Annotated in this window: 10 protein-coding genes and 1 pseudogene; 5 read left to right on the top strand and 6 right to left on the bottom strand. The window is 67.5% G+C overall.

Annotated features, from left to right (window positions below; genetic code table 11):
* Positions 1 to 49 precede the first annotated feature (49 nt).
* Complete coding sequence (locus CcI49_RS27935; RefSeq protein WP_076830939.1) at positions 50 to 2,161, top strand: serine/threonine-protein kinase; 2,112 nt, start codon at positions 50 to 52, stop codon at positions 2,159 to 2,161.
* Here the strand turns inward: CcI49_RS27935 and CcI49_RS27930 are convergent.
* The 4 genes from CcI49_RS27930 to CcI49_RS27915 form a co-directional block, all read right to left on the bottom strand.
* The gene (locus CcI49_RS27930) at positions 2,148 to 2,627 is read right to left on the bottom strand and encodes a hypothetical protein (protein ID WP_054567133.1); all 480 of its coding nucleotides are present in this window, start codon (positions 2,625 to 2,627) and stop codon (positions 2,148 to 2,150) included. The two genes, CcI49_RS27935 and CcI49_RS27930, sit on opposite strands and share 14 nt — an antisense overlap.
* An 11-nt stretch (positions 2,628 to 2,638) precedes the next feature.
* Positions 2,639 to 3,451 carry a mechanosensitive ion channel family protein gene (locus tag CcI49_RS27925; RefSeq protein WP_347280144.1) on the bottom strand — a complete coding sequence of 271 codons (813 nt, stop codon included), beginning with the start codon at positions 3,449 to 3,451 and terminating at the stop codon, positions 2,639 to 2,641.
* 715 nt (positions 3,452 to 4,166) lie between these two features.
* Positions 4,167 to 5,855: an acyltransferase gene (locus tag CcI49_RS27920; RefSeq protein WP_076830930.1), complete on the bottom strand. Its 1,689-nt coding sequence runs from the start codon at positions 5,853 to 5,855 to the stop codon at positions 4,167 to 4,169.
* 369 nt (positions 5,856 to 6,224) lie between these two features.
* Positions 6,225 to 7,118, bottom strand: a complete 894-nt coding sequence (locus tag CcI49_RS27915; RefSeq protein ID WP_054567312.1) for a LysR family transcriptional regulator — start codon at positions 7,116 to 7,118, stop codon at positions 6,225 to 6,227.
* Positions 7,119 to 7,328: 210 nt separating this feature from the next.
* Here CcI49_RS27915 and CcI49_RS27910 point away from each other — a divergent pair, with 210 nt between their 5' ends.
* The 3 genes and pseudogenes from CcI49_RS27910 (at position 7,329) to CcI49_RS27905 (ending at position 10,331) form a co-directional block, all read left to right on the top strand.
* Positions 7,329 to 8,264 carry a TIGR03564 family F420-dependent LLM class oxidoreductase gene (locus CcI49_RS27910; RefSeq protein WP_076831173.1) on the top strand — a complete coding sequence of 312 codons (936 nt, stop codon included), beginning with the start codon at positions 7,329 to 7,331 and terminating at the stop codon, positions 8,262 to 8,264.
* A gap of 98 nt (positions 8,265 to 8,362) precedes the next feature.
* Positions 8,363 to 8,506 (top strand): annotated as a pseudogene (locus tag CcI49_RS40875) (carboxymuconolactone decarboxylase family protein); the annotation flags it as partial.
* A 37-nt stretch (positions 8,507 to 8,543) separates the two neighbouring features.
* Entirely contained in the window at positions 8,544 to 10,331 is a 1,788-nt protein-coding gene (locus CcI49_RS27905) for a recombinase family protein (RefSeq protein WP_076830927.1), read from the top strand.
* 690 nt (positions 10,332 to 11,021) lie between these two features.
* On the opposite strand, the gene CcI49_RS27900 is transcribed toward CcI49_RS27905, so the two are convergent.
* Entirely contained in the window at positions 11,022 to 11,861 is an 840-nt protein-coding gene (locus CcI49_RS27900) for a hypothetical protein (protein WP_076830924.1), read from the bottom strand.
* A gap of 222 nt (positions 11,862 to 12,083) precedes the next feature.
* Positions 12,084 to 12,329 (bottom strand): hypothetical protein, encoded by a 246-nt coding sequence (locus CcI49_RS27895; protein WP_131831211.1) that lies wholly within the window; start codon positions 12,327 to 12,329, stop codon positions 12,084 to 12,086.
* 609 nt (positions 12,330 to 12,938) lie between these two features.
* On the opposite strand from CcI49_RS27895, the gene CcI49_RS41700 reads away from it, so the two are divergent.
* Positions 12,939 to 13,394 (top strand): hypothetical protein, encoded by a 456-nt coding sequence (locus CcI49_RS41700; protein ID WP_131831210.1) that lies wholly within the window; start codon positions 12,939 to 12,941, stop codon positions 13,392 to 13,394.
* The last annotated feature ends 1,017 nt before the right edge of the window (positions 13,395 to 14,411 follow it).

Genomic DNA, 14,411 nt, shown 5'->3' with positions numbered 1-14,411 from the left:
TGCCAGGACAGACATTCCAGCCCACCCGGGCCGGTCGCGAGGGGGAACGGTGCTGACACCGCTGGTGGCGGGGGACCCTCGGCGCATCGGCCCGTTCGAGATCCACAACAGGATCGGCGCCGGCGGCATGGGCTCGGTCTACCTCGGCTTCACCGCCGAGGGCCGGGCCGCCGCGGTGAAGGTGCCCGCCGAGGGCCTGGCCGGGGACCCGGAGTTCCGCGCCCGGTTCCGCCGCGAGGTGGAGGCCGCCCGCCGGGTACGCGGCCGTGCCGTCGCCGCCGTCGTCGACGCCGACCCGGACGCGAGCTCGCCCTGGATGGCCGTCGAATACGTCGAGGGCACCAGCCTGGCCGACGCGGTCATCCGGCACGGCCCACTGGAGCGGCGGCTCCTGCACGGCTTCGGGGTGGGCCTCGCCGACGCGCTCGTCGCCATCCACGCGGTCGGAGTCGTCCACCGCGATCTCAAGCCGACCAACATCCTGCTCGCCTGGGACGGACCGAAGGTGATCGACTTCGGGATCGCCCGGGCCAGCGGCACACCGACCCACACGCACACCGGCATCCTCGTCGGCACACCGTCATGGATGGCCCCCGAGCAGCTGCGCGGCGAGCGCGCCACCCCGGCGGCCGACGTGTTCGCCTGGGGAGCCTGCGTCACCTACGCGGCGACCGGCCATCCCCCGTTCGGCACCGGTGACCCGGCGGACGTGCTGACCGTGCTGCACCGCGACGAACAGCCCGACCTCGCCGGGGTCCCGGCGAACCTGATGGGCGCGGTGCGGGCGACCCTGTCGCGCCGGCCGGAGGACCGGCCGACCGCGGTGGAGCTGGTCCGCAGCCTCGTCTCCGACGTCGCGGGCGACGGCGTCCCGGATCCGTCGCGGGTCGCCGCGATCGCGCAGACCTCCTGGCAGTGGGATCCACACGCGCCGGCCGCGCCGGCTCCGCGGCCGCCGGACGCTCCAGGCGCGCTCGGCGGCGGCGGCCAGGCCGGAGGCGCTGCCGGGGCTGGCGGCGCCAGCGGCGTTGCCGGGGCCGGGGCCGGGGGTGCTGCCGGGGGCGGCCACGCCGGCGGATCCGGTCGTCCCGGCGCCGCACGGACACCCGCGGTCGGGGCGGCCGCGGCGGCCGGCCGAGCGGGGTCACGCGCCATCGACCGGCCCACCCAGCCGCTGACCGCCCGGCCCGACCTCCCGTTCTGGGAGGAGCCGCCCGGCGGGGACTCCTCACTCGGCACCATCCCGGTGCCGAGGCTGACCGGCCTGATCGACCCGCGAAACGAGGTCACCGACCCGTCGATCCGGCCACGCGCCGGCGCCACCGCGCCGGCCCACGCCGCCACCGGCACCGGAACCGGCACGACAGCCGGAACCGGAACCGGCACGGCAGCCGGTGCGAAGCCGGCCACAGCGGGAACCAGATCTGCCGGCAAACCGGCCGCCGCAAGCTCGGCGGCCGCGGCAGCCAAGCCTGCCAAGACGGCGGGCGGGGCTCGGCCCACGGTGCCGACGAGCGGGGTTCCCACCGCCGGCACCGCCAAGTCCGCCACCGCCGACCCGCATGACCCGGGAACCCCGTCACGGGCCTCCCAGCCGGTTGTCGCCGGTGCGGGCGGAGACGGGCAGCTGTGGGCCGGCTGGCCGCCGGCGGCACGGCTGTGGCTGGCGAAACTGACCACCACCCGGCGACGGGACCGGGCCGCCATGGTCGCCGCCGTCGTCGCGATCGGAATCGTCGTCGGAGCCGTCGTCGCGCTGACCGCCATGGACAGCCAGCGCGCCGAGGGCAGCCCGGGTTCACCCACCCCGGAGCCGTCCTCGTCGCTGGGCGTCACGACAAGCCCCGTGTTCACGCCGGCGTCCCAGCCTGCCGCGGTCGTCACGCTCGCCGCCGCGCACACGAGCCGTCCCAATGGCTGGCCGGACGAGCTTGCCATGGCCGACGAGCCGGGCGCGGGCCCCGGCCACGCTGCCGGTCAGCCCGACGACCCGCGCACCCAGCCGGCGCCGCAGGCCACCCCGACCGGCAGCGTCTCCCCCACCCCCGACGCCCCGGCGCCGACGAGCACGAGCGGCTCACCGAAGCCGACCTCGACCCCGTGCCCCTCGAACGGGCGGGTGGACGAGCTCGCCACCAACGCCACCATCAGCCCCTGCTGACCGCCGGTGGCGAGGCCGGCGTCGGCGTCGTGGCCGGCGCGGCGGAGGCGCCGAAACCCGCCACGCCGGACGCTGACGCGCGAGGGTACGCCGACGGGCTCGCGGTGTTCTCAGCCCCCGGCGCGGCGGAGCCGGAACCTGCGGCGGACGGGGTGAGGCTCGGGTCCGGCGACAGCGTCGGCGTCGGATCGGCGCTGGCCTGGTCGCCGGGCGAGCCGGACGCTGTGGGCGCCGCCGGCGTGCGCGGCCGCGCTGTCGGTGTCGGCGTCGCGGTCGGACTCGAAGAGGCGAGCTGTTGCTGCTCTCGCCGGAGCTCGGTCCTGGCCTGCTCGACCGCCGCGTCGTAGGAGCGCGACGCCGGCAACGACTGCGGCCGCACGAACACGTAGAGGACGAACACGCCGACCAGCGCGGCGGTCAGCAGCGCCGTCGAGCGGCGCATCGGCAGACCCGTCGGGAGTCGCATGGTCGGGCGTCTCATGAGGCGGTCGGCGGGGCAGTGTCGAGGACGGCGGGAATGTGGATGCCGGCCCGCAGCAGCGCGCCGCTGATCCTCGCCCGCAGCGCCCGGCCGACCTCGAACTGCTTGCCCGGCAGGGTGCGCGCGACGATCTGAACCTTGAACTGGTCGAGGTCGAGGCTTTCGACGCCCATCACGGTCGGCTCGTCCAGCAGCAGGCCGTGCAGCGTCTCGTCGGCGTACGCGTCGACACCGACCTCGGTCAGCACGTCGGTGACCGTCGCGACGTCCACGTTGGACGGGATCGGGACGTTGATGACCGCCCTGGCCCAGTCCCGGGAGAGGTTGACGACCTGGACGATCTGCCCGTTCGGCGTGATCACGACCTCCCCGTTCGGTGTCCGGACCCGGGTGATCCGCAGCGTGACCTCCTCCACCGTCCCGGTGATCGCGGTCGGCGAGCCCTGCACGACCAGGCGGACGAGGTCACCGAAGCCGTACTGTCGTTCGGCGACCATGAAGAAGCCGGCGAGGACGTCCTGCACGATCCGCTGGGCACCGAAGCCGAGCGCCACACCGAGCACCGTCGCCGGCGCGACGATCCCGGTCAGCGGCACGCCGAGCCGCCGCAGCACCAGCATGACCGCGACGCAGTAGACGAGCACCAACGTCACCCACGTCAGGACCTGCACGACGGCGTGCCGGTGCTTGGTCGTCTCGGAGCGGACCGCCCCGTCGGTCACCAGGGCCCGCGCGTCGATGCGACGTTCGACCCGGGCACCCGCCCAGTTCGCGAACCGGGTCAGCAGGACCGCCCCGATCACGATCATGACGATCTCGAGGCCCTGACCGCGAGCCCACTCCGAGATGTCCGTCAAAGGCGCGGCGGCCAGGCGTTCCGTCTGATCCGCCTGAATTGTCCGCACACGTTCGAACCTACCCGCGCGCCGCGGTTCAGCCCCGCCATCAGTGCCAGGCCGCCGCGCCCCGTCCCCCTGCCACGGGACTCGCACGAGGAGGCCCCGAGGTGATCAGGCGGTCGGCTGCGGGACGATGCGCCGGCACTGCGCTGCGCCGCCCGCACGGAACGGACCGCCCGCTCCAGGCCTCCCCCTCCAGTTCGGCGAGCGCGGACGTCTCAAGATCGAAAATGCGCGAGGCCGGTCGTCAACGTCGTTGACTATCTTGTGCAGGGGGTCTTCCGCGGGAAGGTACGACCGAGATCACCGCCGATGGTGGAGCCCTGGACACCCGACCGAGGCAGTGGCCTGGGATCTTGCGGTCCTGCTCGACGGCGGTAGTGGCGGTTCGTGGTCGCCGCCCGAAGATCTGAGGATTCCGGCCGTTCCAGCAACCAAGATCCTCACTCCTTGCCAAGCAGTAAACACAGCCCGAATCCGCGGCGCGGAAGATAGGAGGATTCCGGTCGTTCCAACGACCGGAATCCTCCTATCTTGTCCGGCAGCAGCGCGGCAGCGGCAGGGGCAGGGGCAGTCCGAAGCTCCGGATCCTGCGACAGGCTCCTCGGAACCGGAACCGCGGGCGCTACGACGACCAGGCCGGGCGGGCGGCTTCGCCGGCCTCCCGCCGCGCCGCATCGGGGCGGCGCCGCTGGATGGGCCGTTCGAGAAGGTAGTACGACGCCGAGGCCAGGCCCAGCGAGATCAGGCCGACCGCCAGGATCGCCGGCCCCCGGCCGACCGCGATGGTCAGATCGCGGCCCCAGTGGGCGACCACGGGGAAATGCCACAGGTAGAACCCATAGGAGATCCGCCCGAGCCAGGCGAGGGGCCGCACCGCGAGCACCCGGAACAGCCAGCCGGTCGTCGCCCCCACCTCCAGCGCGAGGATGACGACTCCGGCGAGCAGGGCGATCACGGTGTACCCGCCGCGGGCGAGCGCCGTCGGCCGCGGGCCCCAGCCGTTCGGCGCCGCCACCATCGCGACCGCGAGCAGCACGAACGCGACCGCCCCCACCACCGGCAGCACCGCCACCGGACGCACCGGCACCCGACGGGCCAACCCCGGCCAGGACACCGGCCACGCGAAGGTCGGACGCACCCGTACCGGGCGCGCCATCTCGAGACACACCGTTCCGGGCGGCACCGTTCCGGGCGGCACCGTTCCGGGCCGCACCGCTTCCGGAACCACGGGCACGGCGGCTTCCTCGGGACGTCGTTGACGGCCAGGCAGCACCGTCCCGCGATCCCCGGCTTCCCCGGGTTCCCCGGCATCACCGGCCTCCCCGGCATCGCGCTGGCGGGCGCGCAGCCAGGCGGCGAGGGCGCAGCCGACCAACAGGGCGTCGGCCCGGGTGTCCAGGCCGAAGTAGGTCCGCGTCGCCGACGCGCCGGAGGCGTTCAGCGCGTCGCGCCACAGCATGACCACGACCACGCCGCCCAGCAGGACCACGGGAAGCCGGCGGTCGATCCACGGCCGGCGGCACAACACGAGCAGCAGCAACGGCCAGAGCAGGTAGAACTGCTCCTCCAGCGACAGCGACCAGGTGTGCCCGAGCCAGCCGGCCCCGGTGTTCTGCTGCACCACCTGGAAGTAGTTGTTCACATACAGCATGGCGGCGGCCAGGGTGTGCAGGAACTCGTCCCGCTCGCCGGCCGTGCCGACGCCGAGCACCACGACCGCGGTGAAGCCGACGAGGACCAGCATCCAGAACGCGGGCAGCAGCCGGTAGGCGCGCCGCAGGTAGAACCTCGGCAGGCAAACCCGGCCGGTCCGATCCCGCTCGGCCAGCAGCTGGCGGGTGATCAGGAACCCGCTGAGCACGAAGAACACGTCAACGCCCAGGTAGCCGCCGGGCAACGCGTCCATGTGGAACACGAGCACACACAGCATCGCGAGCGCCCGCACACCATCCAGCGCAGGGTTGTACCCGGTACGCCGGGTCGGAGCGCCCGCACGCCGGGCCGCCGCGTCGGGCCGGACGGGCCGCTCCCCAGGTCCGTCCACGTCGGTCGGATCGGTGAGACCGGGCGGGCGGGACGGACTGGGCAGGTGAGGCGCCCCGGAACCGGCCGGGCCTGGCAGGCTGGGCAGGCGGCTACTACCGGCCCGATCGGCCGGCACGACCACCGGTCTCGGCCTGCCGGGTGCCCTCGGTGGCGCCGGGCCGGCCAGCGCRACGCCCCTCGAGCGATCCGCCGACGCCGGAYGACGGCTTGCCGTCTGGTCCAGACGACGCGATCGGTGTTCCAGGTCGTTCGCGTGCTTCGCCATCCGCACTCCTCCGAGAGCAGCCGAGCCGTCCGTCGCCCCTGCCTTCCGTCCCCTTCTATCGGGCCAACCTTGGCGCCAGCTGTCAGGGAAGCCTGGCAGAAGTGATCACGAAGCCTTCGGCGGCAAAGCCGCGACGAGGCCCACTACGAGCGACAGGTTGCTACCCAACGCATCGATCAACACTCTCCGAAGAGGAAGCTGCGTCCCCAGACACGTCACGATCACTGCGACAGCTACATCAGGAGATCAAGGAATCGCATCCTGTGAGCTGCGGCAGTACTCGACTGATGATCGAATATCCAGGACGTGGACGCGGTTCTCGAGCGGGCCCGGCGAGATTGCCGGCACCGGCTCGGACAATCCGGCCGGTCAGCCGTCCGACGGGCCCGCACCAAACGCGACGCGCAGGCCCGCGACGCAGGCGGCGGGCCTCGTCGCCGGGACCACCACACAGCCTCGGGTGGTCAGCGGCGGGTCCACCGGGAGCACCGCGACCCGGGTCACCTCCGACGTCGGCACCGTGTCCGCGTGGAGCAGCGCCCAGCCCGGGGAGCCGTTCGCCAGCTCCAGCAGGACGTCCGCCGTGCTGCCGGTCGGCCGGCCGAGCCGGGGCTCGAAACCCGCGTCGCGGCAGGCGTCGAGGACGAAGGCACGCAGCAGCGGGTCGCCTTCCCGCGACGGCAGCCGCAGCGGGAGCGCGGCGAGATCACGCAGCCGCACGGCGGACCGCCCCGCGGCCGGGTGCCCGGCCGGCAGCGCCGCCACCAGCGGTTCGGGCCACAGGTCGATCACCTGGAATCCGTCGCCGGGTGGGGCGAGCCGCAGCAGGGTCATGTCCAGCTCACCCCGGGCCACCGCCGCCGGCTGGTCGACAACCGGCATGCCGACCAGCTCAAGCTCGACGTCGAAGTGGGAGTGCGCCTGCCGCAGTCGTTCCAGGCCGCGGTCGAGCCGCGGGCCGAGCCCGGGGTTGGCCCCCACCCGCAGGACGCTCATCGGTGCGGACGTGAGGTCGCTGGCGACGGCTGTCACCCGGTCGGCCGCGGCGAGCGCGGCACGCGCCTCGACGAGCAGGCGATCACCTTCGGGTGTGAGCCGGACACGCCGTGACGAACGCTCGAACAGGCGCAGGCCCAGTTCCCGTTCCAGTCGGCTCACCTGCTGGCTCACCGCCGGCTGGGCTATGTGCAGGCGGTCGGCGGCCCGCCCGAAATGCAGCTCCTCGGCGACCGTGACGAAGTATCGAAGCTGCCTGAGTTCCACGTCCGCCTGCCCCTCCCCCGACCACCCGGCCACCCGGCCACCAGTGCCGATGCCGATGCCGATGCCGGCATCTCACCCATCGATCATCTTTCCTTATCGCTGCGCGTGGATGCCGGCCCTTGGTCCACGGTGATCCGCCCCGTTGACTGGACGAACCCGGCCGGACGGACCCGTCCGGCGCGCGGGCGGAACACGGAGAAGGCGGACTACATGCGGATTGGGCTGTGGCTCGACGACGACCAGCTGTCGGTCGGCGAGATCACGCAACGGGCACACGAGGCGAGCAAGGCCGGGTTCAGCTCGGTCTGGCTGAGCGAGCGCGGCGGCTGGGACCCGCTGACCCTGCTCACCGCCATCGGGCCCCTGCCGGCCGGCACCCCGGTCGGGACGTCCATCGTGCGGACGTACCCTCGGCACCCGCTGGCGCTGGCAGCCCAGGCTCTGACCGCGCAGGCCGCCACCGGAAACGGGCTCCTCCTCGGCCTCGGCCCGGGCCCGCAGCCCATCCTCGAAGGTCAGTACGGCTACGGCACCRCGAAGCCGGTCGAGAACCTGCGCGAGTACCTGTCGATCCTGTTCCCGCTGCTGCGCGGGGAGCAGGTGGCCCACGACGGCCCGGCCTGGCACGCGGCCGGCGCGCTCACCGTGGCGGCCGACCCGGCCCTCCCGGCGCCGCCGGTCTACCTCTCCGCGCTCGGCCCCCGGATGCTGGCGCTCACCGGGGAGGTCGCCGACGGAACACTGACGACCTGGACCGGTCCGCGTTCCATCACCGACTACGTGCTCCCGGCCCTGACCCGCGCCGCCGAGGCGGCCGGCCGCGAACGCGTACCGGCCGTGATCGCAGGCGTGTGCGTCGGCCTGACGAACGATGTGGACGGCCTGCGCGGCTGGGTTCACGACCAGTTCGGCGCAGCGATCGGCCTGCCCAGCTACCGGGCCGCGTTCGAGCGCGAGGGCGTCGCCGGCCCGGCCGACACGGTGCTCGCCGGCGACGAGACGACCCTGGAACGCGAGATCGACCGGTTCGCCGCGGCAGGAACCACCGAACTGCAGATCATCCCCTGTGGCACACCGGCGGAGAAGGAACGCACGGTCACCTTCGCCGCCGAACTGGCCACCCGGTTCGGCAACGATCGCACCTGACCTCCAGCCTTCGGAGCAGCGATACGTGACCATCCGACTCCGAGTAGTCTTGCCATCGGCCGGCCGCTGGGCGCCAGGTCACGGTCCGGGAGGTCGTCATGCAACGTCTCGACATGGCCAGCGTCGTCCCCGAGGCCTACAAGGCCGTGATGCACCTGGAGAAGCACGTCCGGTCGAACGTCGACGGCACCGTCCTCGAGCTGGTGAAGCTGCGGGCGTCGATCCTGAACGGCTGGGCGTACTCCTGATCACAGCCAGAGTACGGCATCATGAGCAGGCATGTCAGCCGATGCCCCCCTCGACACGCCGCATCCTCACCCGAGAGACCACACAGAGCCCGCCTATGGTTACGAGCGGTTGTCACGGGATCGCGAAGGTAAGAAGCGGCGTGTCGAGGAGCAGCGGGCGGACATCGACGAGCACGGGCCCCGACTCGGGTACGAGGTCGCCTGCCACTACGTCGACAACTCCGTGTCAGCAAGCAAGTACGACATCGACCGACCTGGATTCGAAGCGCTGTGTGAGGCATTGAGGACAACCGGTGTCCGGAACGTCCTGGTAACCGAGGTCACCCGGATCTCTCGCCAGGACGAAAGCGGCGGCGCGTTCATGGGCATCATGACCCGCGCCAAGGGAAAGGTCATCAAGATCCCAGACGGGATCGTGTACGACTTCGGCACTCCGCACGGACGCGACCAGTTCCGCCAAGCCCTCCACGATGCGATCCGCGAGTCCGACAAAATTTCCGAGCGGGTAATAAAGTCCCAGAAACGGCTTCGCGAGAAAAAGCGGTGGACCGGTGGCCCCGCGCCGTACGGATTCAAGAAGGACGTTTACCCCGAACTGGTTGATGGACGTTACGAGACTCGAATTCGCTGGGCTGTCGAGGAATCCGAGGCCGAGCACATACGCGAAATGTGCGCCGGGATCCTCCGGGGTGAATCCTTGACTACGATCGCCCACCGACTCAACCAGAAGGGCGCGAAACCTCGCCGAAGCAAATTCTGGATGGACAGCAGCGTAAGGGTAATTACCGGGAATCCACGCATCTGCGGACTTTACGCACTCCAGGTTGACGGGGTCTGGGAAGTGCCCGATCTCCAGCCCGAGGAACAGCAATTCCCGCCGATCGTCGACTACGCGACCTGGAACGCGGTCCGGGTGAATCTTGAGGGCCGCAGGCAGACCCCCGGAAGGACCACGGCGCACGACGCCATTACTGAGACCGCAGGACTGTTCCGTTGTGGCGCCTGCCAACAGACGCTATTCCGTCATGCTGCGAACACTGACGGAATCACTTCTTTCATTCGTCACCCTAGCCGAGGGAGGTCTCGCCCGTGCCCGGCGGACCATAAGCTGAGCGTGTCGTATGACGAGACGTGGGACTACGTCGCGGGACTAATTGACACATACATTCTCTTCGCTCCACTTGAGCAGCGCACGGCAGAAGTTCGCGATTTTGACGCCGAACTCGCCAAAGTTGAAAAAGATCTCAAGGATCTGAATTCCGAACTCGACGCGGGAGGAATTACCCTCCGGCTCGCCGGAATTCGAGAAAAGACACTCCTGGAAAAGGAGCGTGAAATTAAGTTCGCCCGCGATCGGGTGCGCGCAGGCGACAAGCCAGTATTCAAACCGGGGATTGTGGCCACCTGGAGAGATCTCCCCCTCTCAGAGTTGCGAGAACTAATCTTCGGAGTATTTACACACATAGACATAACGCCAGGAATTCAGGCGCGCGATCCATGGGACAGGGACCGGTTCACCCCACACTTCACCGGAAAGCTGAGCCCCGAACTGAATGACCTCCTAGTCAGCAGGGCGCCGGGGTGGGACGAACTCGTGAAATCGCTAGTGGAGATGTGCCAAAAGCCGAATGTCTCGCAGGAGGACATCATCTGTAGCATCCGCGACGGAGGAATACATTACGAGTTCCCGCCCAGCATACGGAAACTTATGGRGGCCCGCTCCTACGACAGGGACGGCAACGAGCTGGAGCTGACAGGCCTTGAAATCAGCTTCAACCCCACGGAAACCATTCGGTGGAGCACGTCTCCCGGCAAGTAGCCGAGGACAGTGCCATCATCCATGCGCGCGACTCCCCCGACGCGCGCATGGGATGCCGGCCCGGAAACGAGAAACGGCTCAGAGCCTCTCAGAGCTACGGAAACCGCACCGCCCGCCCCTGACTAGCCCCGGACACTCTTCGTCGGTCTGCGGCGTTTCTGGACACCGGCGTGAGCCTCTCCGGGAGCCGAGGACAACCGCGGGTGTCGGATGAAGCCGCGGTGAGCTGGTGGAGGGCCACGAGACCGACCACGAGCACCACCAGGCGCCGGCGGTAGCCGGCAGAGCCTGAGCAGAGCAACCCACACCGATCGGTACCCCGCATGTGGATGCTCGGTTTCCGTGGTCTTCTCCCCCACGCGGCGACTGCCGCGCCAGGATTCCTATAGGAATCCTGATAGATCTTCTTAAAACCCTTAGAACCTTAGAATCTTAAGAGCCCTTATTAGTGGGACATCGGCGAGACATCCGGCGGGACATCGACAGGACATCCAGCGGGACATTTCGACCCGTCCCATAGTGGGACATTCGCGGGACATCACGGACGGCGTGACGAGCCAAAATGTCCCGCCGATGTCCCACTATGCACCGAGGTTCGGAAACGGAAAATGAAAACGGCCCCCGCTCCTTTCCTGGAGGACGAGAGCCATTTTCTACCAGCCTCGGAAACTACCCAGAGATATTGTCGGGCTACCGACCGTTTTCTCGCCTCTTGACGAGAGCCTTTTCCACATTTTTCATGATCTCTCCGTGGTTCTCCATGAAGGCATCCCAGACGTCACCAGAGTGCATCTGCGAGTAGTCGCCGAATCGAATGATCGACAGAAGCATCTCTTCCGGCGTGAACTCTTCGAGCCCCCGACCGAAGGCGTGCTCCGCGCGTGCGACGTCAACCCCGGGGGTGCCTGTGGTTGCACCGACCCGCAAATTGATCTCCTTCGCCAGGAGTGCCGGCAGTTCGTCACGCGGGATGTCAGGAAGATCCGCAGGCCCGATACCCGGGTAGAAATGGCGGTATTTTGGGTGCGACCTCGGAAGCGGGACCTCGTTAAAGTGAGTCACGAAAAGGTCCGTCGGTCGACTCGAAACGGCCCTGAATCCGCCCTCGTCGTCCAAAAGGGCGTAACGGTCCAGATCGATGATGTATCGATTGGTTCGGTTGCCATCCTTCAGGCGCGGTGACGGAGCCCGCCCGCCGACGTCCCTCCTCTTGACGACCTCGTGAGCCGTGACGACGTCGAAGATTCCCAGCTCGCGATACTTCGTGGTGTAGCGGGAAATCGTTTTCGCATCGACCGGCTTTCCGGCCTTGTCCCTCACCTTCGAGGCGAGGGTCTCCCTACGGGCGAAACAGGCACCCGTTTCGTATCCGACGTGAAACACGAGCCGCTTAAAGACACGCCCCCCGGTGGGGTGCATGTAGTGAGCCCAGTACTTCCCGTATTCGTTCCTCATCCTTTTGAACTGGTCTTCGTCGAGGTGTGACCACGGCAGCTCCGTCGACGGTCCACCGCCCATGCTAAGATTCATGTGCAATCAGTTGTTCTCTCTCGCGTTCGCGTTCGTTGAGGACCTCCGCTAAGCTGTCCAGGCCGGCGGAGGTCCTCTTTCATTGTCCTCCGGGTGCGGGCGCACCCCCACGTGATCAAACGCACGGAAAATGTGTCCTTGCTCGGGAACAAAACCGTGTCGTAGCCGTCCGGAGTTGATCGACTCCAGACTCTCCGTGTACTGCACAGAGCCCATCGGCCGTCAATCCCACTTTCGGTGGTCCTGCACTTCGGCCGGCATCTGAAGATCACAGCAGATCGTGATGATCTCATCCACGGGCATACCGAGTTCCTCGGACTTCCCTTGGACCCAATCCACCACGCCCCGGGGCAGGCTGACAGTCAGCTCCTGGCGGTCGTCCGTGCCGTCTTCATCCTCTTCGAGCGGCTCGAAATCCTCCGTGACCTCGTAGCCCGCGAACGGTTCTCGCGTGGGCCTGGTGGTCACCCTTGTCCCGGGGTATCGCGGGAGCGAATCGTCTTGCCTGTGAATCCCGCCCGGGAGGTCTTTCCCGAACTCCTGGGCTACATTCTCTCGCCTACCCCACATCATGACCGGCTAGCCCGTAGCTCTTCGTTGGCTTGCTCCCAAGCTGCCAATTCCTCGGCTGAATACATAGCCGAGAACACCCATGCCAAGTTCAGGCCCTCGACTAGGTGATCGATGCAGAACTCCCGGGGGCCCATCCACGTGGGCGCGCGGTGAACGTCTTCACTCTCACAGCCGAGTAGGCAACAGCGCCCCGTCATCCGGCCTGCTCGACGGTATGACGCCACAAGTCGAGGGCCTGGCGTAGGACGTCACTGATAGAGGCGCCCCTCTTCTCCCTCACCGATTCCATGAATGTTATTTGCTCTGGGGTCAAGTCGACCGTGTGGCGCTGCTTGTAGACCCCATACGGGCGAGGAATCTTCCGATCTTCTTCGGTGATCACGTGTTTATTTCTCCTGGCATCGAARTGCTTTTCGTCTAGCTTCTCACAGATTTACAGAGAATCATGAAATCGTGCCACGATATTCACGGAGCCCGAAACGCGGGCGACGTAAAGGAGAAGTTGTGCCACGAAAGAAGAAAGTCGACCTCGTTCCGCTGGTGCCGGATACCAGGATCCCGCTACACAAAGACCAGCATGGCCGTTGGGTAACCGAACTAGGGGCACCTGCACCACTGAAGAACGATCGACTCGAACCGAATTACGTTTGGAATGACGTTTATTCGGAATCCATCCGCCCGGTAGATATTCCAGCTGCGGAAAAGGAAGTTCGGGAATTCCTGCCCGCTCACCCCTTTGTTCAGGCCGATGACCCAGCACGGTATGCACCCCTCGCCGTGACTCCGAAAAGATATGGCGCGTCAATCGTGAACTCGGGCACCATCCTTTCCCAGGGTCAATTCGGGCCAGGCACTTACACAGCATCGCCCCAGACTGAACCCACCGTCGATCACGAGCCGTCGACCTCGAACAACCTGAATTTCAGGGGAACGGCCGCTCGCTACTGGGATCGTGGCTAATGGGCCAGGTCGAATCGGCAAACGCATATGTCGCGGGCTACGCAGCTCGTCTACAGCAGAGGACAAACGCCATTCCTCAGAAGCTAGACGAGGGGCGTCACATTCTGGAGAAGTTCCGAGAGCCGCAGCAAGCCGGCCCGCGAGAGCCGAGTAAAGGAGCACCAGGAAAGATTACGAGTCAGCCTTCGTCCACGCCGAAGTCACCTGCCCCTGCTCGTGCGAGTAGCCGGTCGTCCGGAGCCGAGAGAAGGCAGGGGTTCGTGGAAGGTGTCCAGGTTCGCGATTGGTAGTTTCCGGCGCCGTAGCAACTCCTCTCCCCACATTCGAGGATCCGGAAAAGCGGAACATTTCTCGATCACAGTTGATACGGCACCACCGAAAACCGGAACTACACGGGGCGGACGAAATAGCCCGCTTCACCCGGAAAATAAATAGATCCTGGCCGGAGAATGGGTCAGGTGTAGTTGCTACAGCAAAGAGAAAGAGCATGGAAATGAACATTTCACTCGAACAAGGCGAACTTTACCGGCGCGCGTCGTCGTATGTAGCCGGGGGCATGCCCGCTGAAAGGGCCCTAGACCAGGCCTACGCGGACGCCATAGCCGATCGTCAGGACGTTCTGACCGTCTTCACCGAGGTAAAGGAAGCGGCAGGGAGAGCACCCCACACCGAAATGCCGAAGGGTACATGCCCGCGTTGTGGATCAACCGAGCTTTTCGTTTTCGGGGAACTTCCGCAAGTCTTCGAGGGCAGAACTCAGGATCCGGCTGCCGCGGCTCTATTGGCTAAGCGGGATCCACGTAGCGGAATAGGAACCGTCCGGTGCCCTGACTGCAATTACCCAGCTCCTGAGAGCGGATTCACGGGCCCGTCAGGCCGAGGGCCGGCGGGAAGGTTCATGTAATGGCTACGGCTACGCTGACACGTTCTGAAGGAAGGGAAGTCGCCTACAGCACCGCGTATTACAGGGCCCTGCCTGCCGAGACACGGCGTGAATGGAATCGCGCAAAAGCGCGG

This window comes from Frankia sp. CcI49 (assembly GCF_001983215.1).
Taxonomy (GTDB): domain Bacteria; phylum Actinomycetota; class Actinomycetes; order Frankiales; family Frankiaceae; genus Parafrankia; species Parafrankia irregularis.
This window is presented reverse-complemented; position numbering and strand designations above follow the sequence as displayed.

What these genes read in the sequence shown, in the direction of transcription:
- CcI49_RS27930 (WP_054567133.1), bottom strand. Translation starts at nt 2,627, where the DNA reads ATGCGACTCCCGACGGGTCTGCCGATGCGCCGCTCGACGGCGCTGCTG.
- CcI49_RS27925 (WP_347280144.1), bottom strand. Translation starts at nt 3,451, where the DNA reads ATGATCGTGATCGGGGCGGTCCTGCTGACCCGGTTCGCGAACTGGGCG.
- CcI49_RS27900 (WP_076830924.1), bottom strand. Translation starts at nt 11,861, where the DNA reads ATGAATCTTAGCATGGGCGGTGGACCGTCGACGGAGCTGCCGTGGTCA.